At 61.3% G+C, this 24,683-nt stretch carries 20 protein-coding genes, 6 pseudogenes and 1 riboswitch; of the genes and pseudogenes, 18 read left to right on the forward strand and 8 right to left on the reverse strand.

What is annotated here, in order from left to right; genetic code table 11:
• Positions 1 to 435: 435 nt before the first annotated feature.
• From LRS56_28405 to madM, 13 genes and pseudogenes are all read left to right on the forward strand, one after another.
• Positions 436 to 768, forward strand: a pseudogene (locus tag LRS56_28405) (nucleotidyltransferase domain-containing protein).
• Positions 731 to 928, forward strand: a pseudogene (locus LRS56_28410) (hypothetical protein). The pseudogenes LRS56_28405 and LRS56_28410 overlap by 38 nt, the downstream one beginning before the upstream one ends.
• A 156-nt stretch (positions 929 to 1,084) precedes the next feature.
• The gene (locus tag LRS56_28415) at positions 1,085 to 1,468 is read left to right on the forward strand and encodes a polymorphic toxin type 44 domain-containing protein (protein ID WDU62598.1); all 384 of its coding nucleotides are present in this window, start codon (positions 1,085 to 1,087) and stop codon (positions 1,466 to 1,468) included.
• Positions 1,446 to 1,865 (forward strand): hypothetical protein, encoded by a 420-nt coding sequence (locus tag LRS56_28420; GenBank protein WDU62599.1) that lies wholly within the window; start codon positions 1,446 to 1,448, stop codon positions 1,863 to 1,865. Before LRS56_28415 ends, LRS56_28420 begins: the two co-directional genes overlap by 23 nt.
• A 449-nt stretch (positions 1,866 to 2,314) precedes the next feature.
• Positions 2,315 to 3,985: a malonate decarboxylase subunit alpha gene (gene mdcA, locus LRS56_28425; protein ID WDU62600.1), complete on the forward strand. Its 1,671-nt coding sequence runs from the start codon at positions 2,315 to 2,317 to the stop codon at positions 3,983 to 3,985.
• Positions 3,986 to 4,819 (forward strand): triphosphoribosyl-dephospho-CoA synthase, encoded by an 834-nt coding sequence (locus tag LRS56_28430; protein WDU62601.1) that lies wholly within the window; start codon positions 3,986 to 3,988, stop codon positions 4,817 to 4,819.
• Positions 4,819 to 5,118, forward strand: coding sequence for a malonate decarboxylase subunit delta (locus LRS56_28435; GenBank protein ID WDU62602.1), 300 nt, complete (start codon positions 4,819 to 4,821; stop codon positions 5,116 to 5,118). The genes LRS56_28430 and LRS56_28435 overlap by 1 nt, the downstream gene beginning before the upstream one ends.
• Entirely contained in the window at positions 5,111 to 5,953 is an 843-nt protein-coding gene (locus tag LRS56_28440) for a biotin-independent malonate decarboxylase subunit beta (protein WDU62603.1), read from the forward strand. Before LRS56_28435 ends, LRS56_28440 begins: the two co-directional genes overlap by 8 nt.
• Positions 5,950 to 6,720, forward strand: coding sequence for a biotin-independent malonate decarboxylase subunit gamma (mdcE, locus tag LRS56_28445; GenBank protein ID WDU62604.1), 771 nt, complete (start codon positions 5,950 to 5,952; stop codon positions 6,718 to 6,720). Before LRS56_28440 ends, mdcE begins: the two co-directional genes overlap by 4 nt.
• Complete coding sequence (locus LRS56_28450) at positions 6,714 to 7,310, forward strand: malonate decarboxylase holo-ACP synthase (GenBank protein ID WDU62605.1); 597 nt, start codon at positions 6,714 to 6,716, stop codon at positions 7,308 to 7,310. Before mdcE ends, LRS56_28450 begins: the two co-directional genes overlap by 7 nt.
• Complete coding sequence (gene mdcH, locus LRS56_28455; protein ID WDU62606.1) at positions 7,307 to 8,206, forward strand: malonate decarboxylase subunit epsilon; 900 nt, start codon at positions 7,307 to 7,309, stop codon at positions 8,204 to 8,206. Before LRS56_28450 ends, mdcH begins: the two co-directional genes overlap by 4 nt.
• Before the next feature lie 67 nt (positions 8,207 to 8,273).
• The gene (madL, locus tag LRS56_28460) at positions 8,274 to 8,687 is read left to right on the forward strand and encodes a malonate transporter subunit MadL (GenBank protein ID WDU62607.1); all 414 of its coding nucleotides are present in this window, start codon (positions 8,274 to 8,276) and stop codon (positions 8,685 to 8,687) included.
• Position 8,688: 1 nt separating this feature from the next.
• Positions 8,689 to 9,453 carry a malonate transporter subunit MadM gene (gene madM, locus LRS56_28465; protein WDU62608.1) on the forward strand — a complete coding sequence of 255 codons (765 nt, stop codon included), beginning with the start codon at positions 8,689 to 8,691 and terminating at the stop codon, positions 9,451 to 9,453.
• Positions 9,454 to 9,559: 106 nt separating this feature from the next.
• Here the strand turns inward: madM and LRS56_28470 are convergent, their stop codons facing one another.
• Complete coding sequence (locus tag LRS56_28470) at positions 9,560 to 10,480, reverse strand: LysR substrate-binding domain-containing protein (protein WDU62609.1); 921 nt, start codon at positions 10,478 to 10,480, stop codon at positions 9,560 to 9,562.
• Between the two features lie 144 nt (positions 10,481 to 10,624).
• Here LRS56_28470 and LRS56_28475 point away from each other — a divergent pair, with 144 nt between their 5' ends.
• The gene (locus tag LRS56_28475) at positions 10,625 to 11,242 is read left to right on the forward strand and encodes a hemolysin III family protein (protein ID WDU62610.1); all 618 of its coding nucleotides are present in this window, start codon (positions 10,625 to 10,627) and stop codon (positions 11,240 to 11,242) included.
• A 100-nt stretch (positions 11,243 to 11,342) separates the two neighbouring features.
• Here the strand turns inward: LRS56_28475 and LRS56_28480 are convergent, their stop codons facing one another.
• Entirely contained in the window at positions 11,343 to 12,062 is a 720-nt protein-coding gene (locus LRS56_28480; protein WDU62611.1) for a 16S rRNA (uracil(1498)-N(3))-methyltransferase, read from the reverse strand.
• A gap of 189 nt (positions 12,063 to 12,251) precedes the next feature.
• Positions 12,252 to 13,658, reverse strand: coding sequence for an adenosylmethionine--8-amino-7-oxononanoate transaminase (locus LRS56_28485; protein ID WDU62612.1), 1,407 nt, complete (start codon positions 13,656 to 13,658; stop codon positions 12,252 to 12,254).
• A gap of 273 nt (positions 13,659 to 13,931) precedes the next feature.
• On the opposite strand from LRS56_28485, the pseudogene LRS56_28490 reads away from it, so the two are divergent.
• Both LRS56_28490 and LRS56_28495 read left to right on the forward strand, forming a co-directional pair.
• A pseudogene (locus tag LRS56_28490) lies at positions 13,932 to 14,484 on the forward strand (cytochrome b).
• Between the two features lie 32 nt (positions 14,485 to 14,516).
• A complete protein-coding gene (locus LRS56_28495; GenBank protein WDU62613.1) occupies positions 14,517 to 15,095 on the forward strand; it encodes a YceI family protein in 579 nt (192 codons plus the stop codon).
• Between the two features lie 226 nt (positions 15,096 to 15,321).
• Here the strand turns inward: LRS56_28495 and LRS56_28500 are convergent, their stop codons facing one another.
• From LRS56_28500 to ahcY, 5 genes and pseudogenes are all read right to left on the reverse strand, one after another.
• Positions 15,322 to 17,214: a DEAD/DEAH box helicase gene (locus LRS56_28500; protein WDU62614.1), complete on the reverse strand. Its 1,893-nt coding sequence runs from the start codon at positions 17,212 to 17,214 to the stop codon at positions 15,322 to 15,324.
• 222 nt (positions 17,215 to 17,436) lie between these two features.
• Positions 17,437 to 18,228, reverse strand: a complete 792-nt coding sequence (locus tag LRS56_28505) for a transporter substrate-binding domain-containing protein (protein WDU62615.1) — start codon at positions 18,226 to 18,228, stop codon at positions 17,437 to 17,439.
• A gap of 63 nt (positions 18,229 to 18,291) precedes the next feature.
• Positions 18,292 to 19,373 (reverse strand): annotated as a pseudogene (locus LRS56_28510) (hypothetical protein).
• An 82-nt stretch (positions 19,374 to 19,455) separates the two neighbouring features.
• Positions 19,456 to 20,301 (reverse strand): methylenetetrahydrofolate reductase [NAD(P)H], encoded by an 846-nt coding sequence (gene metF, locus LRS56_28515; protein WDU62616.1) that lies wholly within the window; start codon positions 20,299 to 20,301, stop codon positions 19,456 to 19,458.
• A 173-nt stretch (positions 20,302 to 20,474) separates the two neighbouring features.
• Positions 20,475 to 21,884, reverse strand: a complete 1,410-nt coding sequence (ahcY, locus tag LRS56_28520) for an adenosylhomocysteinase (GenBank protein ID WDU62617.1) — start codon at positions 21,882 to 21,884, stop codon at positions 20,475 to 20,477.
• Between the two features lie 21 nt (positions 21,885 to 21,905).
• A riboswitch (S-adenosyl-L-homocysteine riboswitch) is annotated at positions 21,906 to 22,012 on the reverse strand.
• A gap of 189 nt (positions 22,013 to 22,201) precedes the next feature.
• Between ahcY and LRS56_28525 the strand changes: the two are divergent.
• Together LRS56_28525 and LRS56_28530 are read left to right on the forward strand one after the other, a co-directional pair.
• Positions 22,202 to 22,615, forward strand: a pseudogene (locus tag LRS56_28525) (acyl-CoA thioesterase).
• A gap of 97 nt (positions 22,616 to 22,712) precedes the next feature.
• Positions 22,713 to 24,630, forward strand: a pseudogene (locus LRS56_28530) (patatin-like phospholipase family protein).
• The last annotated feature ends 53 nt before the right edge of the window (positions 24,631 to 24,683 follow it).

Here is a 24,683-nt window from a genome sequence, read left to right on the forward strand (position 1 = left end):
GGGTTCCAAGCAACAACCTGAATATTTTGTCGGAATATTCTCTGTGGCGAGCGGGCTTGCCCGCGTTGGGCTGCGCAGCAGCCCCAAGACCTACCGACGCGGTGTATCTGATGCACCGCGTTTATCTTGCTGGGGTCGCTTCGCAACCCAACGCGGGCAAGCCCGCTCGCCACAAAAAGCGTGTTCACCTTTGAGGCGGCTTCGGATTTTTCCTGCAAAATTTTGGGCCGTGCATGAACTTGTGGGGTGCGGTCTGGGGGCCTAGTTTTCGTCCTGTCATCGAAAAGCGGTGACACGGACGTGCAAGTCCGGTTACCTATCGGCGCACCAACGTCCATAGCCATTCAACGGGCGTTTTTTATGCCCGCTGTATTTGTTATGGCGGCTGTGCGCGGGAGATCCCTTGGGGTCTGCCGGGGTCCGATATGCCCGGTCTTGGCACCGTTCGCCGCGCACATAACCTGGGCCTTTATCTACGGCTCCATCGCCAAAGTCGAGGCGCACTCATCCAGTGACATAGATCTGATGCTGATTGGCGAAAGCCTCAACTACAGTGAGGTCATGGAGCAGCTCATGCCGCTGGAAGAGCAGCTGGGCCGCACCATCAACCCGACGCTTTACACCCCTGAAGACTGGATCGGCAAATGGAATGCCGGGAACAGTTTTGTGCAGCGGGTCGTGCAGCAGGACAAGATCAATCTAATCGGGGGCAACCCCCTGGAATCCACGGATGGACAGCAAGGCAAATCTGGAGAATCTGCAACGTAGCGGTGGTTTGAAGGCAGAGCCACCGGATCGCAAGGAGTGTGATGGACTGATGCGCTCGGCCCGGGACCGGTTAAGGGACGCGGGCAATCCACTGTTGTCGTTCGCCAGTCGTTTCGACCTGGCATACAACGCTGCACATGCTATCGCGCTCACGGCCTTGCCATTTCGGGTCTGCATCATGATGCAGATCGATCGCACTAATGTCGGAATGGGATGGGTTTGCTGTAGGCGAGTTCTGCATTTGGGTTAAGCGGGTTTTCAGGCGTGATAGGAGTGGCTAGTTTCTGCGCTCCTCACTGCCAGCAAGGATCCGCAAATGGCCGTACCGTTAATGCCGCCTGGTGTTTCAATTCTGGAAAACATGGCGATATCCCAATGCAAACGCATTCATCTCAAGCCCGGTTCGGCATTTGCCTATTCCTGGTTTTACTCCCAGGTCCGTGCGGCCGGCCCTTGGAATTATAAGAAGCGGGGGCGTCAGTATGAAGCTTTTGGTAACTTCAATTACGGTGCCACGGGCACGGTGCTGGGTATTCCAGAGCATATGTTGTTGCGAGCCGCTGGTGTGGCTCAAACCGTCGCAAAAACTACTCGTCCAGATTTTGGATCATGGTGGGGCGCAGAGCCTTTCGGTGATGACCCACGCGACCAGTATTGGATAAGAAGAGGTATTGAATATGCAATTTCGCAAGGCCACTGAGCGCTTCATTCCTGTTCTGCGTAATTGCCTGCTTGTGGTCTGCCTGATCTATATCGGCGGCAGTTGGATCCTGTCACCCGGTACGCCGGACCTGGATGAAGTGGTGTTGAAGCATTCCCTGGGCAACGGCACGTCGATCTATGGTGCGCGAGACGGTCAAGGTGGCGCAACGGTGGGGTTTTCCTACAGGTACTACGTTCATAAGGACTTTGGGAGTGATCAGGAAGCACTCTCGGCCTTGGTATTGGCGCATCCCTTTTTGAAAACCAAAGAGCCTTTTGTTCAGGTGAGCAAGCATGAAGGTGTGCTTGTTTTGGATATTCAGGGGGAGGTGTATGAGTATCATAGCTATGCCCTTGAGGGCCTTGGAGCAGTCAAGGTAGAGATGGCGTTGTGACGGACCAGCCTTCGGATTTTTCCTGCAAGATTTTGGGCCGTGCATGAACTTGTGGGGTGCGGTCTGGGGGGCCTAGTTTTCGTCCTGTCATCGAAAAGCGGTGACACGGACGTGCAAGTCCGGTTACCTATCGGAACTGTAAATCATGACTAAACCTACCCCGAATCCGACCCTCTTCACCGTTAACCCCCACCAAAACACCGAAGCGCCACTGAGCAAATGTGGGAGCTGGCTTGCCTGCGATGGCGGGCTGTCAGTCGATATATTTACAGCTGACCCACCGCTATCGCAGGCAAGCCAGCTCCCACATTTTAGTTTTTTTCAGCTCAAGCCCGCGTTTGCTTAGAGTCCGTTACTCCAGCCGTAACGATCTGCCGCTGAGCTTGATTGATACCCCCTCGTTTCACTCCTAAGGTTAGCCCCACGACAGCAAACCCCGTGGAGCGACCATGACAACAACCATCACCCCCGACTCGCGCTGGACGCGGCGGCGCGACGAGAAGCAGCGGCGGCTCGGGCTGGTCAAGCAATACGCAGACGGGGCGGTGCTGCCCAGTGACAGAATCGTTGAAGCCCTTGAGGCGCTGATCCTCCCCGGCGACCGCGTGGTGCTGGAGGGGAATAACCAGAAGCAGGCCGATTTCCTCTCGCGCTCCCTGGCCAGGGCCGACCCGGCCAAGCTCCACGATTTGCACATGATCATGCCCAGTGTTGGGCGTTCAGAGCACCTGGACCTGTTTGAAAAGGGCATCGCCCGCAAGCTGGACTTCTCGTTCGCCGGCACTCAATCCCTGCGTATCAGCCAGTTGCTCGAAGATGGCCTGCTGGAAATCGGCGCGATTCACACTTACATCGAACTCTATGCACGGCTGGTGGTGGACCTGATCCCCAACGTGGTGCTCTCCGCCGGGTTCATGGCCGACCGCGCCGGCAATATCTACACCGGCGCCAGCACCGAAGACACTCCGGCGCTGATCGAGCCTGCCGCCTTCAGCGATGGCATCGTGATCGTGCAGGTCAACCAGTTGGTGGATGACGTCACCGATTTGCCCCGCGTCGACATCCCGGCGAGCTGGGTGGATTTTGTGGTGGTGGCCGACAAGCCGTTCTATATCGAACCGCTGTTCACCCGCGACCCACGCCATATCAAGCCGGTGCATGTGCTGATGGCGATGATGGCGATCCGTGGAATCTACGAAAAACACAACGTGCAGTCGCTCAACCACGGTATTGGTTTCAACACCGCTGCCATCGAATTGATCCTGCCCACCTACGGCGAATCCCTGGGCCTCAAAGGCAAAATCTGCCGCAACTGGACCCTCAACCCGCACCCCACGCTGATCCCTGCGATTGAAAGCGGCTGGGTGGAAAGCGTGCATTGCTTCGGCACCGAATTGGGCATGGAGAGCTACATCGCCGCACGGCCGGACGTGTTCTTCACCGGTCGCGATGGCTCGATGCGCTCCAACCGGATGTTCTGCCAGCTCGCCGGCCAATATGCGGTGGACCTGTTTATCGGCGCCACCCTGCAAGTGGACGGCGACGGGCATTCCTCCACCGTGACCCGTGGCCGCCTCGCCGGTTTTGGCGGCGCGCCGAACATGGGCCATGACCCACGCGGCCGTCGTCATGGCACACCGGCCTGGCTCGATATGCGCCACGACGATGCCCCCGAAGCCTTGTTGGAACGCGGCAAAAAGCTCGTGGTGCAAATGGTCGAAACCTTCCAGGAAGGCGGCAAACCCACCTTCGTCAACACCCTCGACGCGGTGGAAGTGGCGCGCAAAAGCGGCATGCCGCTGGCGCCGATCATGATCTACGGCGACGACGTGACCCACCTGCTCACCGAAGAAGGCATTGCCTACCTGTACAAGGCGCGCTCCCTGGAGGAGCGCCAGGCAATGATCGCCGCCGTCGCCGGGGTGACTGCCATCGGCATGCGCCACAACCCCAAGGACACTGCGCGTATGCGCCGCGAAGGTTTGATCGCCTTGCCCGAAGACTTGGGCATCCGCCGCACCGACGCCACCCGCGAGCTGTTGGCCGCCAAGAGCGTGGCCGACCTGGTGGACTGGTCCGGTGGTTTGTATAACCCGCCCGCCAAGTTCAGGAGCTGGTAAATGCGCGCCCTTAAATTGCATGAACTGAGCCTCGCCGATCGCCTGGCGGATATGGCTGTAGACGCTTTGATTGATGAGGCTGACTTATCACCCAAACCCGCGTTGGTGGACCGTCGCGGCAACGGCGCCCACAGCGATTTGCACCTGGGCCTGATGCACGCCTCGGCGCTGTCGTTGTGGCCGATGTTCAAGGAAATGGCCGAAGCGGCGATTGAGTGCGGTGAGGTCGGTTTGCCGCTGCGTGAAGCCCTCGGGCGTATTGGGCGCGAGGGTGAAGAGGCAATGCTCGCCACCACCAACGGCGTGAATACCCATCGCGGCGCGATCTGGGCCCTCGGCTTGCTTACCGCCGCCGCCGCCCTGGCACCACGTGCCGTCACCCTGACGGCGGCCAAGCTGGCCTTGCTCAACGACCGCTACGCCCCGCAGCCCATGAGCCACGGTGCGCAAGTCGCGCAACGCTACGGCGCCCGCGGTGCGCGTGAGGAAGCGCAACTGGGCTTCCCGTCTGTGGTGCAACGCGGCCTGCCGCAACTGCATAAAAGCCGTCGGCAAAACGCCGGTGAGCAGAACGCCCGCCTGGATGCCTTGCTCGCGATCATGACCGACCTCGCCGATACCTGCGTGCTCTACCGCGCAGGCACCGAAGGCTTGCAAGCCATGCAGCGCGGTGCCCAGGCGGTGCTGGATGCCGGCGGCAGCGCCACCCTCGGCGGTCGCCGCCACCTGCATGAACTCGACCAGCAACTGCTGGCCCTGAATGCCTCCCCTGGCGGCGCCGCCGACCTGTTGGCCGCCTGCCTGTTAATCGACCGCCTCGACGGAGCGTTGTGATGGAAACCTTATCCTTTGAATTCCCCGCCGGGCAGCCGCCTGAAGGTCGTGCGCTGGTGGGGTGTGTCGGCTCCGGTGACCTGGAGGTGCTGCTGGAACCGGGCACGCCGGGCACGTTGACCATTCAGGTGCAGACCTCGGTGAATGGCGCCGAACAACGCTGGCAGCACCTGTTCGAGCGGATCTTCCAAGAGCACACGCCACCGGCGTTGAAGATTGATATCCACGATTTCGGCGCCACGCCCGGCGTGGTGCGTTTGCGCCTGGAGCAGGGTTTCGAGGAGATCGGCCATGACTGACTTGCTCAGCAAACACAGCTTTGTCGAACTCGGCGCACGGCAGCGGGCCAAGGCGTTGTTGGATGCCGGTACTTACCGCGAACTGATCGACCCGTTCCAGCGGGTGATGTCGCCCTGGCTCAGCCGTCAAGGCGTGGTGCCCCAGGCCGATGACGGTGTGGTGATCGCCAAAGGCAGCATCGCCGGGTTGCCGGTGGTGGTGGCCGCTATCGAGGGCAACTTCCAGGGTGGCAGCCTCGGTGAAGTCGGCGGCGCAAAAATCGCCGGTGCCTTGGAGCTGGCGGCCGAAGACAACCGCAAAGGCATCCCGACCTGCGCGGTGTTGCTGCTGGAAACCGGCGGCGTGCGCCTGCAGGAAGCTAACCTGGGCCTGGCCGCGATTGCCGATATCCACGCGGCGATTGTCGACCTGCGCCAGTACCAACCGGTGATCGGTGTGGTGGCGGGCAGTGTCGGTTGTTTTGGCGGCATGTCCATCGCGGCGGGGCTGTGCAGCTACCTGGTTGTCACCCGCGAAGCACGGCTGGGCCTGAATGGCCCGCAAGTAATCGAACAGGAAGCCGGGCTGGAAGAGTACGACTCCCGCGACCGGCCGTTTATCTGGAGCCTCACCGGCGGCGAGCAGCGTTTCAACAGCGGCTTGGCCGACCGCTATGTGGCGGACGATGTGGTGCAGCTCCAGCAGACCGTCAGCGCGCTGTTGCAGCAAGGCGTGCCCGCGCAACAACGCAGCCGCCAAGCCGATTTGTACCTGACGCGCCTGGCGCAACTGGACGCCACGCCGCAAATCGACCCGGCGACGGTGCGCGACCTGTATCAAGGAGAACGCTCATGAGAGGCTTGCAGTGGTTCAACGCATTGAGCGCCGGTGCAACGCCTGTCGCCGGGTTGCCCGACTCGCTGAAAGTCGCCGACGGCGTGTTGGGTGAACAGGCCGTGCGCTTTATCGCCGTGGTCACCGACCCGCACAACCGCTTCCCGCGTGCCCGCAACGGCGAAGTCGGCCTGCTCGAAGGCTGGGGCCTGGCCAAGGCCGTGGATCAAGCCATCGCCCGAGGCGACAAGCGCCCGATCATTGCCGTCGTTGATGTGCCGAGCCAGGCCTACGGCCGTCGCGAAGAAGCCCTGGGCATTCACCAGGCGCTGGCCGCGGCCGCCGACAGCTACGCCCGCGCACGTTTGGCCGGGCACCCGGTGATCGCGTTGCTGGTGGGCAAGGCCATGTCCGGTGCGTTTTTGGCCCACGGTTATCAGGCCAACCGCCTGATCGCCCTGCGTGACCCCGGTGTAATGGTGCACGCCATGGGCAAGGCGTCGGCGGCGCGGGTGACCCTGCGCAGTGTCGAAGAGCTGGAAGCCCTGGCCGCCAGCGTGCCGCCGATGGCCTATGACATCGACAGCTACGCCAGCCTCGGTTTGCTCTGGGAGACCTTGTCGGTCAGCCGGATTGAACAGCCCACGGCGGACGATGTGGCGCGGGTCAGCGACTGCTTGCTGCACGCGATCACTGATATCGGCAGCACTGACCTGAGCGGACGCCTCGGTGCAACCAATCGCGCAGCTTCCAGTCACGTACGCCAACTGCTGCGGGAGCAATGGTGAACGCCCACGATTTGCTCTGGGGCATGGCCCCGGCGCATCTGCCTGCCGAGGCTCCGGCCTGGGCGGTGGAAGCGATTGGCGCTGGCCACCCGGTGGTGGTGCGCCGCGCCCTCGCCGAGCCGGGCTATGTGGCGGTCGGGGTGCGCGGGCGTTTGCGCGAGCAGCGCTTGGCGGCGGTAATGCCCAGTGCGGCGGTGCAACGGCGCGTGGCGCCGGAAGCCTTGCGCGGTGTGGTGACGTCACGGGATTTGCCGGCGTTGCGCGCACTCGCCGCCCTGCGGCCGGTGCTGGCGCAGGAGGCCTGGGGCGTCACGGGCAGCGCGGGTTTCGAGTTGGCCAGCGGGGTCGAAGCCCTGCATGCCATGAGTGATCTGGATTTGATTTTGCGCACGCCCGAGCCGTTGGCCCGAGGTGATGCGCAAGCTCTGCTGGCGATTCTGGACACGGCAGAGTGCGCCGTGGACCTGCAACTGCAAACCCCGTTTGGCGCCGTTGCCTTGCGCGAATGGGCCGGTGGGTCACGCCGCGTGCTGCTGAAAACCGCCAGCGGCGCGCACCTTGTGCTCAACCCTTGGCAGGCGGTGGCATGAGCAGCCTTCTGGTGTTTCCCGGGCAGGGCGCGCAACGGCCGGGCATGCTCCGGGCGTTGCCGGCCGCTGTGCTGGAGCACGCCAGTGAGGTGTTGGGTGAAGACGTTCGCGCATTGGATTCGGCTGAGGCCCTGGCGAGTACCCGCGCTGTTCAGCTGTGCCTGTTGATCACCGGCGTGGCCCACGCCCGCCAGTTGCAGCACACGCCCGATTACGTGGCGGGCCTGTCCATCGGCGCCTATCCGGCAGCGGTCATCGCCGGTGCCCTGGACTTTGCCGACGCGCTGAAACTGGTCAGCTTGCGTGGCGAACTGATGCAAAACGCTTATCCACACGGCTACGGCATGACCGCGATCATCGGCCCGGCGTTATCCACCGTCGAATCGTTGCTGGCCGAAACCCACAGCCCCGACACCCCGGTGTACCTGGCCAATATCAATGCCGATAACCAGACCGTGATCGCCGGCAGCAACGCGGCGATGCAGCGTGTTGCAGAACGCATCAAGGGCAACGGGGTCGCCAAGCGCCTGGCCGTCAGCGTGCCGTCCCACTGCGCGCTGCTGGACGCGTCGGCACAGGCCCTGGCGCAAGCCTTTGTAACGCTCAAAGCACCGCGCGTCACCTACCTGAGCAGCACGCGTGCGCGGCCGATCCACAACCCCGAACAGCTGCGCGATGACTTGGCCTTCAACATGTGCCGCATCGTTGACTGGCGCGGCACCGTGCAAAGCGCCTATGAGCGCGGCGTGCGCCTGCAGATCGAACTGCCGCCGGGCAGCGTGCTCACCGGCCTGTCACGCCGGGTGTTTGAACAAGGCACCGTGATGGCCTGCGAAGGTGCGCGCCTGGACACCTTGCAGGCCCTGCTTCAAGAGGAGGAACACCGCCACCGATAAAGCACCACCCAAGGCTTTCGAAGCACAAAAACAACAATTTCGATCGAGCACTTTGAGGACAACAACAATGATTATTTACGGTGTGGCATTGCTGGCGATCTGCACGCTCGCGGGCGTGATCATGGGCGACATGCTTGGCGTGTTGCTCGGCGTCAAATCCAACGTGGGCGGTGTAGGCATCGCGATGATCCTGCTGATCTGCGCCCGCCTGTGGATGCAAAAACGCGGCGGCATGACCAAGGATTGCGAAATGGGCGTGGGCTTCTGGGGCGCGATGTACATCCCCGTGGTGGTCGCGATGGCCGCGCAGCAAAACGTGGTGACGGCCCTGCACGGCGGCCCGGTTGCGGTGCTCGCGGCGATTGGTTCGGTGGTGGTGTGTGGTTGCACCATCGCCCTGATCAGCCGCACTCACAAGGGCGAGCCGTTGCCCGATGAAGAGCCGCTGATCACACCGACGCCTGTCGTGGGAGGCCGCTGATATGTGGGATCTCATCGAAAAAGGCTTGGAACATAACGGCCTGATCACCGCGTTTGCCTTCGTTGGCGTGGTGATGTGGATTTCCGTGGTGCTGTCCAAGCGCCTGACCTTCGGGCGCATTCACGGCTCGGCAATTGCCATCGTGATCGGCCTGGTACTGGCCTGGGTTGGCGGCACGATCACTGGCGGGCAAAAAGGCCTGGCCGACCTGGCGCTGTTCTCCGGCATCGGCTTGATGGGCGGCGCCATGTTGCGTGACTTCGCCATCGTGGCCACGGCGTTTGAGGTGCAAGCCACCGAGGCGCGCAAAGCCGGGATGATTGGTGTGATCGCGCTGCTGCTGGGCACGATCCTGCCGTTTATCGTCGGCGCGAGCATGGCCTGGGTGTTTGGTTATCGCGATGCAATCAGCATGACCACCATCGGCGCGGGCGCCGTGACCTACATTGTTGGCCCGGTGACCGGCGCGGCGATTGGCGCGACCTCGGATGTGATGGCGCTGTCGATTGCCACCGGGTTGATCAAGGCGATTCTGGTGATGGTCGGCACGCCCGTGGCGGCGCGTTGGATGGGCTTGGACAACCCGCGTTCGGCGATGGTGTTTGGTGGGCTGGCCGGCACGGTGAGTGGGGTGACGGCCGGGCTGGCGGCGACGGATCGGCGGTTGGTGCCGTATGGCGCGCTGACGGCGACGTTCCACACCGGGCTTGGGTGTTTGCTTGGGCCTTCGCTGCTGTACTTTATTGTGCGTGGGCTGGTCGGTTAACCCCCGATACAGGGTTGTCTGGTCTGGCGTCTTCGCGAGCAAGCCCGCTCCCACAGTTGGAATGCATTTCAAATGTGGGAGCGGGCTTGCTCGCGAAAGCGGTTTTTCAGACTGTCACTTGCCGGTTGGCATACATCCGACACTCTGCCAGCAACGCCAGCAAGTTTGGATCGCGCTCCTTGGCCTTCAAGAACACCACACCAATATGCTGCTGCAACCTGTACCTCGGTTGCAGCGGTATCAGCTTCACGCGGTTTTCATACACCGCCGCAATCCTTCCCGGCAGCAGCGCATAGCCCACCCCCGAACTGACCATGCTCAACAGCGTGAAAATGTCATTCACCTGCATCGCCACCTTCGGCTCGAACCCCGCCTGCTTGAACACACGGTTGCCATCCTGGTGGGTGGCGAAGCCTTGGGTGAGGGTGATGAAGGTGGCGTCGCGCACGTCGGCCAGGTCGATTTGCTGCTCGCGGTCGAACGGTGAGTCGGCCGGCGTGGCGAGGAAGATGTCGTCCGAGAACAGCGCGATCTGTTCGCAGTCGGGGTCGTTGGCGTGTTCGTCGAGGGAGATCAGAATCGCGTCCACCTCCATGTTCTTGAGTTTGTAGAGCAGGTCGAAGTTAGAGCCCAGGATCAGGTCGATATTCAGTTCGCTGCGCCTGATTTTCAGGCCCATGATCAGTTGCGGCACGGTTTTTACCGTGAGCGAATACAGCGAGCCGAGCTTGAAACGTTCGGCGGAGAACCCGGCGGCCTCGCGGGTGAGGCGCACGCTGTCGACCACATCGGCGACGAGCTTTTGTGCGCGCTCTTCCAGCACATAAGCGCTTTCCAGCGGCGTGAGGTTGCGCCCTTCGTGTTTGAACAGCGGGCAGCGCAGGGCGTTTTCCAGGGAGTGGATGGCGCGGTGCACGCTGACGTTGCTGGTTTGCAACTCGGCGGCGGCGCGGGCCAGGTTGCCGGTGCGCATGAACGCCAGGAAGATTTCCAGTTTCTTGAGAGTGAATTCTTCGTCGATCAGCATGGCCGTGGCTCTTGTTCGAATGCCGTCGATTGTGCCCGCAAAACTGCTTGGCGTCCTCGGAACGTCATAAGCCGCTTGCACTCTTATGCGCAAGGTTGGACGCTTGCCAACCTGAACTTAACGGTTACGGGAGGTCAGTGACAGATGTACCACGGGGAACGATTCAACGCCTGGAGCCATTTGCTCGGTGCAGTCGCGGCGTGTATTGGCGCCGTGTGGATGTTGGTGGTCGCGAGCCTGGATGGCAGCCCCTGGAAAATCGTCAGCGTGGCGATTTATGGCTTTACGTTGATGGTGCTGTACAGCGCCTCCACCGTGTACCACAGCGTGCAGGGGCGGCGAAAAGAGATCATGCAGAAGGTTGATCACTTTTCGATCTACCTGCTGATCGCCGGCAGTTACACGCCGTTTTGCCTGGTGACCTTAAGAGGCCCGTGGGGCTGGACGCTGTTTGGAATTGTGTGGGGGCTGGCGGTGATCGGCATCCTGCAGGAGATCAAGCCGCGTTCCGAGGCGCGGATTTTGTCGATTGTGATCTACGCGGTGATGGGCTGGATCGTGCTGGTGGCGGTCAAGCCGCTGATCGCTGCGCTGGGTACGGCAGGGTTTGTGTGGCTGGCGTCGGGCGGGGTGTTGTACACCGTCGGCATTATCTTTTTTGCCTTGGAGGACCGCTTGCGGCATTCCCATGGGATCTGGCATTTGTTCGTGATCGGCGGGAGCCTGCTGCACTTTGTGGCGATCATGCACTACGTGCTCTGACCTGTGGGGGCTGGCTTGCCTGCGATAGCATCGCCTCGACCGAGCCGCCTGCATCGCAGGCAAGCCAGCTCCCACATTGGAATGGGTTTGCAACGCTGGGTTAGAAGTCGCCCCAGAGTTGCTGGGCTACTGCCAACGCCACCACCGGCGCCGTCTCGGTGCGCAAAACGCGCGGGCCGAGGCGGGCGGCATGGTAGCCGGCGCCTTGAGCCGCTTCGACTTCCCCATCGGTCAGCCCACCCTCAGGCCCGATCAGGAAGGCCAGGCTCGCAGGCTTGGCGTGGCTGACCATCGGCTCGGCCACCGGGTGCAGCACCAGCTTCAAATCCGCCTCGGCCTGCTTCAGCCAGTCCGCCAGCAACAGCGGCGGGTGGATCACCGGCACTGTCGAACGCCCGCATTGCTCGCATGCGCTGATCGCCACCTGGCGCCAGTGCAGCAGGCGTTTGTCGGCGCGTTCGTCTTTCAGGCGGACTTCGCAGCGCTCGCTGAAAATCGGCGTGATTGCATTCACGCCCAGCTCAGTGGCTTTCTGGATCGCCCAGTCCATGCGCTCGCCCCGGGACAGGCCCTGGCCGAGGTGGATGTGCAGCGGCGATTCGGTCTGGCCGGCGAAGCTTTGCGTCAGTTGCACGGTGACGCGTTTTTTACCGACTTCCAGCAAGCTGCCCAGGAACTCCTGGCCGGAGCCGTCGAACAGCTGCACGGCGTCGCCTTCAACCATGCGCAACACGCGGCTGATGTAGTGCGCCTGGGCTTCGGGTAATTCATGGTCGCCGAGGCTCAGCGGGGTGTCGGTGAAGAAGCGGGACAGTCTCATTTCTGTTCTCTGGAAAAAGTACGAAGCCTATGGGGCTTACTGACTAATTGTGGCGAGCGGGCTTGCCCGCGCTGGGCTGCGAAGCAGCCCCCAAACTGGCTATCGCGTTTTATCTGACGGATTGCGGTGCTCTTGCTGGGGCTGCTGCGCAGCCCAACGCGGGCAAGCCCGCTCGCCACAAGCGCGTGTTTAGCCGGGATCGCGGAAGCCTGGGTGGAAATCTTTCGGCACCGCCACACTGACCCTGCTGTTGGTGGCGATGTCGATTCCTTCGCTGGCGACTTCGGCGAGGAAGTCGATCTGCTCCGGCGTAATCACATACGGCGGCAAGAAGTACACCACGCTGCCCAACGGCCGCAACAGTGCGCCGCGTTCCAGTGCGTGCTCGAACACCTTCAGGCCACGCCGCTCCTGCCACGGGTAGGCGGTTTTGGTGGCTTTGTCCTGGACCATCTCGATGGCCAGCACCATGCCGGTCTGGCGCACTTCCGAGACGTGCGGGTGGTCCACCAGGTGCGCGGTGGCCGTGGCCATGCGCTGGGCCAGGGCCTTGTTGTTTTCGATGACGTTGTCTTCTTCGAAGATATCCAGGGTCGCCAGGGCCGCCGCGCACGCCAGCGGGTTGCCGGTGTAGCTGTGGGAGTGCAGGAAGGCGCGCAGGGTCGGGTAGTCGTCGTAGAAGGCGTCGTACACGTCGTCGGTGGTGACCACGGCCGCCAGCGGCAGGTAGCCGCCGGTCAGGGCCTTGGACAGGCACAGGAAGTCCGGGCGGATGCCGGCTTGCTCACAGGCGAACATCGTGCCGGTGCGGCCGAAGCCTACGGCGATCTCGTCGTGGATCAGGTGCACGCCGTAGCGGTCGCAGGCTTCGCGCAGCAGCTTGAGGTACACCGGGTGGTACATGCGCATGCCGCCGGCGCCCTGGATCAGCGGTTCGACGATTACCGCGGCGACGGTGTCGTGGTTCTCGGCCAGGGTCTGTTCCATGGCCAGGAACATAGTGCGCGAATGCTCTTCCCAGCTCATGCCTTCGGGGCGCAGGTAGCAATCCGGGCTTGGCACTTTGAGGGTGTCGAGCAGCAGCGCCTTGTAGGTTTCGGTAAACAACGGCACGTCGCCCACCGACATCGCGGCGATGGTTTCGCCGTGGTAGCTGTTGGTCAGGGTGACGAAGCGCTTTTTGTTCGGCAGGCCACGGTTGAGCCAATAGTGGAAGCTCATCTTCAACGCGACTTCGATGCACGATGACCCGTTATCGGCGTAAAAGCAGCGGGTCAGCCCCTCGGGCGTCATCGCCACCAGGCGCTCGGACAGCTCGATCACCGGCTGGTGGCTGAAACCGGCGAGGATCACGTGTTCCAGCTGGTCGACCTGGTCCTTGATGCGCTGGTTGATGCGCGGGTTGGCGTGGCCGAACACGTTGACCCACCAGGAGCTGACGGCGTCGAGGTAGCGCTTGCCTTCGAAGTCTTCCAGCCATACGCCTTCACCGCGTTTGATCGGGATCAGCGGCAGTTGCTGGTGGTCTTTCATCTGGGTGCAGGGATGCCACAGCACGGCGAGGTCGCGTTGCATCCACTGGTTGTTCAAGCCCATCGGTTATCTCCTCGAAGCGGTCCTGCGGCGGGCGCAGGCGAAACAATCGCGCAAGCCTATGCAATGGGCGGCTATGCCACAACCCATTGCGGATGAATTGGAGGTAAAGACAGGACGGACTGTCACGTTTCTCAGGAATAGTCCTTAATCCATTGTTAACGTACTGTGCATACTCTCAAGATCGTATTTCTCGATATTTCAAAGCGAAATTTTCGGCTTTAATTCGATAGGTAAATCGCTAGTCTTGGGCACAGTTCTTACAGGATCTTAGGAATGCAGCTACAGAACTCACCGACCCGCTATGGTTGGATAAGCGTTATTTTGCACTGGGGCGTGGCTTTGGTGGTGTTTGGTCTGTTCGGCCTCGGCCTGTGGATGGTCGGCCTCGACTATTACGACGGCTGGCGCAAACATGGGCCTGAATTGCACAAGAGCATTGGCATCACGCTGTTTGCCGTCATGCTGGTGCGCATCGTCTGGCGTCTGCTCAGTCCGCCGCCGCCGCCCCTTGCCAGCTACAGCCGCATGACTCGCATCGGTGCCGCATTTGGCCATGCGTTCCTTTATCTCGGGCTGTTTGCCGTGATGATTGCCGGTTACCTGATTTCCACCGCCGACGGTGTCGGTATCCCGGTGTTTGGCCTGTTTGAAATTCCTGCCGTGGTTTCCGGGCTACCGGACCAGGCAGAACAACGCCGGCTTGGTGCACCTGTACCTCGCCTGGGTGTTGGTAGTCTTCGCCGGCTTGCACGGCGTGGCTGCGTTGAAACACCACTTTATCGATCGTGATGCGACCCTTACACGAATGCTGGGGCGCAAAGCCTGATGTTCAACCTCGACTCACAAGGAATAGAAAGCATGTTGAAAAAGACGCTCGCCGCTCTGGCAATCGGTACCGCTCTGCTGTCTGCCGGTCAGGTGATGGCCGCTGACTACAAGATCGACAAAGAAGGCCAGCACGCCTTCATCGACTGGAAAATCAGCCACCTGGGCTACAGCTATATCCACGGTACCTTCAAGGACTGGGATGGTTCTTTCAGCTGGGATGCCGCCAAGCCTGAAGCCAGCAAAATCGCGGTCGACGTGAAAACCGCCAGCCTGTGGTCCAACCACGCAGAGCGTGATAAGCACATCGCCAGCAAGGACTTCCTGGATGTTGGCAAGTTTGCAGACGCCAAGTTCGTTTCCACTGCCGTTAAATCCACCGGCGAAAAAACCGCTGATGTGACCGGCGACCTGACGTTCCACGGCGTGACCAAACCTGTGGTCTTCAAGGCTACTTTCAACGGTGAAGGCAAGGATCCATGGGGCGGTGAACGTGCTGGCTTCAACGCCACCACCACGCTGAACCTGAACGACTTTGGCATCAAAGGCCCAGGCCCGTCTTCCCAGACCGTGGACCTGGACATCTCGCTGGAAGGTGTCAAACAGAAATAATTTCTGTTTTTACACGAAAAAACCGGATCCTGAGATCCGGTTTTTTTATGCCTGGAATGCACTCAATGTGGGAGCTGGCTTGCCTGCGATGCGGGCACCTCGGAGCATCAGGCACACCGAGTCGATGCAAGCGCAGGCAAGCCAGCTCCCACAGTTGAACTGTGTTGAGTCAAAAAAAATGCCCCGCCTCGAAAGAGGCGGGGCATTTTCTATGGCGCTTTGAAACTCAGCGGTTGCGGGTCAGCAGCGCTGGTTTTTCACCACGAGGACGGCCTGGCAGTTGGTCCAACTGCTCAGGTGTCGGGAAGCGGTCTGCTTTCGACTCCTTGTGGATGATTTTCGGCGCCGGGCCACCGCGTGGGTTCTGCACGGCTGGCTCGGACAAACGCGGCTGGTCGTCACGGGACGGGCGACGGTTGTTGCTGCGCGAGTCTTCACGACGCGCCTGGCCGTCACGCGGGGCGCCATTGCGTGGGCCGCTGCGTTTGGCAGGTGGAGTGCCGGTGGTGCCGCCGCTGCTGTTGCGCGGGCCGTTCTGACGACCCCCCTGTGGCTGGCCGCCACGTGGCGCGCCGCTGCCGGCGCCTGCGCCCTGGGCTGGAGCGCCAGGGCGACGACCACGACCTTGGGCCGGTTTGGCCTGGGGCACGTAGTCGACGCGGTTGCCGAAGTTATCCACGTCGTCGTCGAGGAACTCGTCCGGGGCGCGGTCGGCGGCGGCACGTGGTGGCTGGCTCGGCTGGCGCTGTTCGCGGGCCGGGGTGCCTTCACGGGGCTTCTGCTCGCGGGCCGGGCGTTCGCCACGGCCGTTGGTAGGCGCTTTTTCCTTGCCGCCCTTGTCTTTGCCCTTGTCGCGACGACCACCGCCACCACCGCCGCCGTTCGGGCCATCGCCCTTCGGACCGCGTGGGTTGCGTGGGTTACGCACGTCCGGACGCTCGCGTGCTTCAGGCTTCTCGGCCTCCACAGCACTGGCATCGAAGCCCATCAGGTCGCCGTCGGCGATTTTCTGCTTGGTCATGCGCTCGATGCTTTTCAGCAGTTTTTCTTCGTCCGGTGCGACCAGGGAAATGGCCTCGCCCGAACGACCGGCACGGCCGGTACGGCCGATACGGTGCACGTAGTCTTCATCGACGTTCGGCAGCTCGAAGTTGACCACGTGTGGCAATTGGTCGATATCCAGGCCGCGGGCGGCGATATCGGTGGCAACCAGGATGCGCACGGAGCCGGCCTTGAAGTCGGCCAGCGCTTTGGTGCGCGCGTTCTGGCTCTTGTTGCCGTGGATGGCGACGGCGGTGAGGCCGTGCTTGTCCAGGTACTCGGCCAGGCGGTTGGCGCCGTGCTTGGTGCGGGTAAACACCAGCACCTGTTCCCAGGCGCCAGCGGTGATCAGGTGCGCCAGCAGCGCACGCTTGTGGCTGGCGGCCAGGCGGAAGACGCGTTGCTCGATACGCTCGACCGTGGTGTTCGGTGGCGTGACTTCGATGCGCTCCGGGTTGTGCAGCAGCTTGCCGGCCAGGGCAGTGATGTCCTGGGAGAACGTTGCCGAGAACAGCAGGTTCTGACGTTTGGCCGGCAGGCGGGCGAGGACCTTTTTCACGTCATGGACAAAGCCCATGTCGAGCATGCGGTCGGCTTCGTCCAGCACCAGGATTTCCACGTGGGACAAGTCGACGCTGCCTTGGCCGCACAGGTCGAGCAAACGACCCGGGCACGCCACCAGCACATCAACACCACGGGACATGGCCTGAACCTGTGGGTTCATGCCAACGCCGCCGAAGATACAGGCGCTGACGAACTTCAAGTCACGGGCATACAGCTTGAAGCTGTCGTGCACCTGGGCTGCGAGTTCGCGGGTAGGGGTCAGGACCAGTACACGCGGTTGGCGTGGGCCGTGACGCTGGGATTTGTCCGGGTGACCGTTGGGGAACAACCGCTCCAGAATCGGGAGGGCGAAGCCACCGGTTTTACCAGTACCTGTCTGAGCCGCAACCATCAGGTCGCGACCTTGCAACACGGCGGGAATGGCCCGCTGTTGCACCGGAGTAGGCTCGGTATAGCCCGCTGCCTCGATGGCGCGGACTAAAGCCTCGGAGAGACCGAGGGAAGCAAAGGACATGAGTAATCCTGTTTTAGTTAGGGCTTGGCCCAAAGGGATAATCTTGCCGGGCGCGAATGGCGCTTAGGGGAGCGCAATCCCGTCCGGTCCTGCTGCGTCTGGCGGGCACTCCACCGGCTCGCGCGGGGCTTAAAGCTGCGCAGTAGCGGGGTTAGGTGCCTTTTTCAAGACCTCAGCGGCCGGGCGTAAGCCTGGCGGAAAGGCCGGAGTATAACAGAGCAATCACTGCGCGCTGCTTTCCTGCTGCTCAACGGTGCCTCCTGTGGCCGTAATGGCTGGAATTGCGCCGTATTTGGCGCTCAAGGCGGCATAGGCCGGTTCTTGTTTGAAGCGCTTGAGTTCGGCGGCAAAGCGCTGCACCAGCAGGTCCATGCCCGCGCCACGGCGTACGGCAAGGAACTGCTGCTGGCGGCTGACCACCAGCGGCGTCTGGCTGACTTTGCCTTCCAGGCCCATCGCCTTGATCACATGCTGGCCCACTCGGCGGTCGGTGATCACCAGATCGATGCGGCCGAGCATCAATTTACCGAAATTCGCCTCGTGGCTGGGGGCCGCTTCCCGGTTGAACAGCGGCGAATCGCTGAAGGACGCGCCGTACAGGTAACCCGGCGAGGTGCCGACGGTCAGGCCGTGCAGGTCGTCCAGGGTTTGTGCGGCATGGGGGCGCTCGTTGGCGTAAAACAGCGTGAACTCGACTTCCGACAGCGGCTCGCTGGGGTAGAGCAGCAAGGCATCGCGCTCATGGCTGTGGAAAATATCCAGCGCGCCATCGGCCTGGCCCTGGTCGAGCATGGCCAGGCAACGCTTCCAGGGCAGAAACTGCCATTGCACCTCGACGCCCAAGCGCTGGAACACGATCACCGTGGCCTCAAAGTCCAGGCCCTGCATGGCGCCGCGGTCCTCAAACACATAGGGTGCCCAGGGCTCGGTGACAATGCGCAATTTCTCGCCATAAGCGGCCAGGCTAAGGCAAGTGAAAAGGGCAGCGGTCGCAAGCTTCAGGATCACGGGCATACCCTGAGGTTACGACGCTACTGCGCTAAAGAGAAGCTCTGGCCCACGCCTTTGCGGGCGGCGCTATTTTGTTTGCGAGGTCATCAGGTGCTCGTAGATGGCGGCGCGCCGCTCGCCGAGGATCAGGCGCACCAAGGGGTTGGCGAACCAGTGCTCCAGTTGGTGCGCGTCCACCGGGCATTTCTGACGTTCTTCCTGATTTTGCCGTGCCTTGTCCCACCAAACCGGGCCACACGCCTGGTCGAACTCGTTTTCGTGCTCGTAGCAGCCGTAGAGAATCTCGCGGATAAATTGCTGCTTGCGCTTGGGCAGGGCCAGCGTGATCAGCTTGTACATCAGGCGTTGCAGGCGCGGCGGGCGCGGCAGGTGGGCGGAAACCTTGCGCGTGTCGGCCAGGGCCTGGTCGCAGAGGGGGCGGCGGCGTGCTTGGCGATCCACGCCTTGACCTTGGCCCGGAACAGCTGCTTGCGGCTCCAGTAGTGGTGGATCAGGTCAGGGCACTGGCGCACGTTGACCGTGCGGTAGGTCGCCACCGACAGGCAGAACTCCTCCAGTGTGTAGGCACCGCGGGCTATCGGGAACAGTTCGTCCATCAGCTCGATCGAGCGGTCCAGCAGGTGCGCGTCTTGCCGGGCCAGGCCCATGACGCCGGAATTGAGCAGCCACATATTGTCGTCGGCCAGGCCTCGCTCGGCCAGGTGCTTGGCCAGGGATTCATACAGCACGCTTTCGCGGTTATCGCCGTACTTGGCATGGAAGGCGTTGCACAGCACAGTGCCGGGCGCGACGCGCTCAAACAGCGCCATGGGCGAGTCGTGGAAGAATGTGTCGGTGTCGATCAGCAGTGCCCGTTCCGCTGTTTCCAGCACCTGGCGCAACAGCACGTGCTTGGTGCGGAAATGGTAGCCGTGAGGTTCGCTCCAGCGTCTGCGCGTGGCGTCGTCCAGCGTGTGCACGTGCACCGGCAGGCCGTCATAGGGGGCCGGGTTGTCGCTGAACACCTGGATGTCCAGCGGCATATCCTGGGGGCCTCCCAGATGGGCCAGGGCGCTGGCGATGCTGAATACCGCTTCCTGATGATAGGTCTCGGCGCCGAATACCAGGTAAACCAGCTGCGGGCGGGGAGTCGGGGACGCTGTATTCATTTACTGCTGGCTTCCATTCCGGGATATGTGAACAAAAAAAGCCCCCGTATAAACGAGGGCCTGAATGCTGCTTGGACAGACCTCAGCGCGGCAGCTTGAGGTTGTTCCAGATTGCAAGGCTCGGCTCAGCCTGGTTCAGGGTATAGAAGTGCAAGCCTGGCGCGCCACCTTGCAACAATTCTTCACACATTTTGCTGATGACCTGTTCGCCGAACGCCTGGATGCTTTTGACGTCGTCGCCGTAGGCTTCCAGTTGTTTGCGCACCCAGCGTGGGATCTCGGCACCACAGGCGTCGGAAAAACGCGCCAGCTTGCTGTAGTTGGTAATCGGCATGATGCCCGGCACGATCGGGATATTTACACCCATGGCCCGTACACGCTCGACGAAGTAGAAGTAGCTGTCGGCGTTGAAGAAGTACTGGGTGATCGCGCTGTCGGCGCCGGCGTTAGCCTTGCGCACGAAATTCTGCAGATCGTCTTCGAAATTGCGGGCCTGGGGGTGCATCTCCGGGTAAGCCGCTACTTCGATATGGAAGTGATCACCGCTTTCTTCACGGATGAAGCTCACCAGGTCATTGGCGTAGCGCAGCTCACCGCTGGCCATGCCCATGCCGGATGGCAGGTCGCCACGCAGGGCGACGATGCGCTTGATGCCGGCTTGCTTGTACTGGGTCAGCAGGCCGCGCAGGTCGGCTTTGCTGTCACCCACGCACGACAGGTGCGGAGCGGCGGGAATTTTGACTTCACTTTCCAGCTGCAACACGGTGTTGATCGTGCGATCACGGGTCGAACCGCCGGCACCGTAGGTGCAGGAGAAGAAGTCGGGGTTGTAGCTGGCCAACTGCTTGGCAGTCGCCATCAGTTTTTCATGCCCAGCATCGGTCTTGGTGGGGAAGAACTCGAAGCTGTAGCGACGGTCTTGGGACATGGTAATACCCTTTGAAACTCAGAATACCGAAGTGTGTACACCGTCAATGTGGGAGCGGGCTTGCTCGCGAAAGCGGTGAATCAGTCATCAATTACGGTGACTGACACACCGCTTTCGCGAGCAAGCCCTCTCCACACAAGCCCGCTCTACAATGAGAGCGGGCAACTGGTCGATCAGTAGCGGTAAGCGTGCGGCTTGAACGGACCTTCAACCGTGACGCCGATGTAGTCGGCCTGGGTCTTGGTCAGTTGAGTCACCACGCCGCCGAAGCCGCGGACCATTTCCAGGGCCACTTCTTCGTCGAGTTTCTTCGGCAGTACTTCCACGGTCAGGCGCTCGGCTTTCTGGGCAGGCGACAGGTCGGCGTATTTCTGGCCGAACAGGAAGATCTGCGCCAGCACCTGGTTGGCGAACGAGCCGTCCATAATGCGGCTTGGGTGGCCAGTGGCGTTGCCCAGGTTAACCAGACGACCTTCAGCCAGCAGGATCAGGTAGTCGTCGTTCTGCGCGTCGAAAGCACCGGCGCCGGTACGGTGAACCTTGTGCACCTGTGGCTTCACTTCTTCCCATGCCCAGTTCTTGCGCATGAAAGCGGTGTCGATTTCGTTGTCGAAGTGGCCGATGTTGCATACCACGGCGCGCTTCTTCAGGGCCTTGAGCATGTTTGCATCGCAAACATTCACGTTACCGGTGGTGGTCACGATCAGGTCGATCTTGCCCAGCAGGGCCTTGTCGATGCTCGCTTCGGTGCCGTCGTTCTGGCCGTCGATGAACGGCGAAACCACTTCAAAGCCATCCATGCAGGCTTGCATGGCGCAGATCGGGTCAACTTCGGAGACTTTAACGATCATGCCTTCCTGACGCAGGGACTGCGACGAACCCTTGCCCACGTCACCGTAGCCGATCACCAGGGCTTGCTTGCCCGACAGCAGGTGGTCGGTGCCGCGCTTGATGGCATCGTTCAGGCTGTGACGGCAGCCGTACTTGTTGTCGTTCTTGCTCTTGGTCACCGAATCGTTGACGTTGATGGCCGGGATTTTCAGCTCGCCCTTGGCCAGCATGTCCAGCAGGCGGTGCACGCCGGTGGTGGTTTCTTCGGTCACGCCGTGGACGCGGTCGAGGATGGCCGGGTATTTCTTGTGCAGCAGCTCGGTCAGGTCACCGCCGTCGTCGAGGATCATGTTGGCATCCCAAGGCGCGCCATCTTTCAGGATGGTTTGCTCCAGGCACCACTCGTACTCTTCTTCGGTCTCGCCTTTCCAGGCGTAAACAGCGATACCGGCGGCGGCGATAGCAGCAGCGGCCTGGTCTTGAGTCGAGAAAATATTGCAGGACGACCAACGTACTTCGGCGCCCAGGGCAACCAGGGTTTCGATCAGTACGGCAGTCTGGATGGTCATGTGGATGCAGCCGAGGATCTTCGCGCCTTTGAGCGGCTGCTCAGCGGCGTACTTGCGACGCAAGCCCATCAAGGCTGGCATTTCGGATTCGGCGATAAAGGTTTCGCGACGGCCCCAGGCGGCGAGGGACATGTCGGCGACTTTGTAGTCGTTGAAATCTGCAGGCGTAATTACAGCGCTCATGAAGAGCCTCCATTCGTAGTGTGCGAATGGGCGCCGTTGTGCGTTTAGTATCCGGCCAGACTAACCAGGCCAGACAACGCCCCATCCGAGCCTGACAGGTTGAACCTGCTGCAGCGCCCCTCGGACAGGTGGCGGGAGAACGGTACCAATCGAAGATGACCGTTTTGAAGCGGGGGCGATTATAGCCGTGTGCGCCGCACTTCCCAAGCCTTTCTGTCGGCCGCATGAAGATTGCGCATGGGCTTGATAGGCAATGGCGCATAGAGCTTGGGCCTGCGCTCTGCCATGATGTTGCCCATCATTTCGCAAGACGCTTTGGAGTGACCATGAACTTCCACACCCGAAAATGGGTAAAACCTGAAGACCTCAACCCCAACGGCACCCTGTTCGGTGGCAGCTTGCTGCGCTGGATCGACGAAGAAGCGGCCATCTACGCGATTGTCCAACTGGGCAACCAGCGGGTGGTGACCAAGTACATCTCCGAAATCAACTTCGTCAGCGCCTCGCGCCAGGGCGACATCATCGAACTGGGTATCACCGCCACCGAGTTCGGCCGCACCTCCATCACCCTGACCTGTGAAGTGCGCAACAAAATCACCCGTAAAAGCATCCTTACTGTGGAAAAAATGGTATTCGTCAACCTCGGTGAAGACGGCCTGCCTGCGCCGCACGGGCGTACCGAGATCAAATACGTGAAGGACCAGTTTCAGGAAGATGGCATCAGCGAATAACCCGACGCCGGTTTAATTCTTTACCGGATCCTTCCGGACGGATTTTATTCGGGCTCTCTCGTCACTCAGGACTACACCCTGTAGAGAGAGCCCATGTATGAAAGTATCCAGTCCGGTTGTACAGATTCAGCCTCCATTGCCTCAGAAAATCGACCAGGACCTCAAGACGCCTCTGGTCAAAGGCGTGGGTGAGCGCAAGCTGAGCCTCTACCGTCAAGGCGACGGGCAAGTGGAGGTGGTGCTGTCACCGCCCCCGCCGACCCATCTGGTACTCAGCGGAGGCGGGGCCAAGGGCATCGCGTTTCCGGGGATGGTGCAGGCACTCGAAGACGCCAGCACGCTGCCAGGTATCAAGGTGATTTCCGGCTCCTCCGCCGGTGCGATCTCCGCCGCGCTGCTCGCCAGTGGCACGGGGGCCAAGGCCTTTGAAAAGCTGTCGAACAGCCTCAAGTTGCCTGAATTGCTCAACAGCCAAAATCCCATGATTGCAAAGTTGCAGAATGCCAGTGCTGAAATCGGCAAACTGGCGGGGGCGCTTGCCGGGGGCGGCCGGCAACATTGCGCAATTACTGTTCACCTTGGTGCCGCGCCTGCAAACCGAAGCGCAACCGCTTGAAGACTTGATCGGCAATGAGGCGCGCAAGTCGCTACTGGCCCAGATCGCCGAAACCCGTCGGGAAAACCGGCCAGCCGACGTTATGAAGATCGCAGACCGGCTCAGCGAAGGGAAAGGGCCGACTTTTCGTGACCTTGAGGTGTTGAGCCGTCACATTCCAGCGGTCAAGCAGCTCAACATCACCGGTACCGGTATGTTCAATGGCCGACCGCAGCTGGTGGTGTTCAATGCCAGCACCACCCCGGACATGGACATTGCCCGGGCGGCGCATGTATCCGGCTCATTGCCAGGGTTGTTCAAAAACCCGAAGGAGGAGGGTCATGCCTTTCAGGAGCACGCTGAGCACACGGCATTTCAGGACGGCGGGCTGCTGGTCAATACACCGTCCTCTGCAGTGATTGACCCGCCTTTTCCAGCAAGCCCCCTGAGCAAGACCGAGTCATTGGTTATCACGTTCGAGTCAGAAAACCCGGGGCCTGCAAAGGGTGGCAGTGTTAAGAGCAGCGTGGTCGATAAGCTCATCGGCGTTGCGCATGCGGCTGCCGGTGGGTACCAGGACGACAAGCTCAAGGCGCAAGCGGATCAGACCGTCGTGTTACCGCTGAAGTCTGCAAAGGGCGATTTTCGCGGCCTGCTGGGCGGTACGGTTAATTTCACCATGACCGACGATCAGAAAAAGCATCTGCAGGCGTCGGCGCGTACGGCAGTCAGCGCGCACTTGGAAAAGCGCGCCGACTTACGTGAGCGCTATCAGTTTCGGTCATTGGACGAAGCCGTGTTAGCCATGGACGAAAAAATGCTGGCGAGCGTGGAGCATGATCTGAAGAAGGACCCCGCCGCCAACGATGTGCTGATGTTTCGCAAGAGTGCACAGCAAGCCTTGCAAACGTTGGAGGCGGCCATTACTGAAGCCAATCAGGCCAGTGACAAACTGACGGTGACACCGAAGGTGGCGGCGGCATTGCGGAATCTGGATGGGCTGGCGCGCCGCCCCGAGCATGTCGAGTGGCTGGGACGGTGTCTTAATGCAACCGGCAGCGCTAATTTTCAGCAGCTCCTGCAAGTGATGAGCGAGCAGCCATCTGGCAAGAACCTGACAATGTCGAAGGTCGTGACCCTCGCGGTTGCGCAAATGAAAAGGCGTGATATTGCGGTAAAAGCCGAAAATTTCACGCGGGAAGTCATTTACCCGTCGCTCTACCGGCCGGGCCAACCGGCGGCCAACGTCGAGTTGCTGCGACGTGCCGTGCGTGATGTGGCCGATGCCGAGACGCCGCAGGCGTTCAACAACGTGCTCGACGGCATCGTCAAGTATTACAAGGCGCGCAATAAACCCTGGGATGGCCCGTTCAGCTCCACCACTGTGGAGGCGGCAAAGGCCTGGCGCATCCCGGTTTAGTTGCGTGGCCACTGAACAGCCACTGCCGCGGCGTGTCGTAGCTACAGGCACCC

The organism is Pseudomonas poae, from assembly GCA_028869255.1.
Classification (GTDB): Bacteria; Pseudomonadota; Gammaproteobacteria; order Pseudomonadales; family Pseudomonadaceae; genus Aquipseudomonas; species Aquipseudomonas poae_C.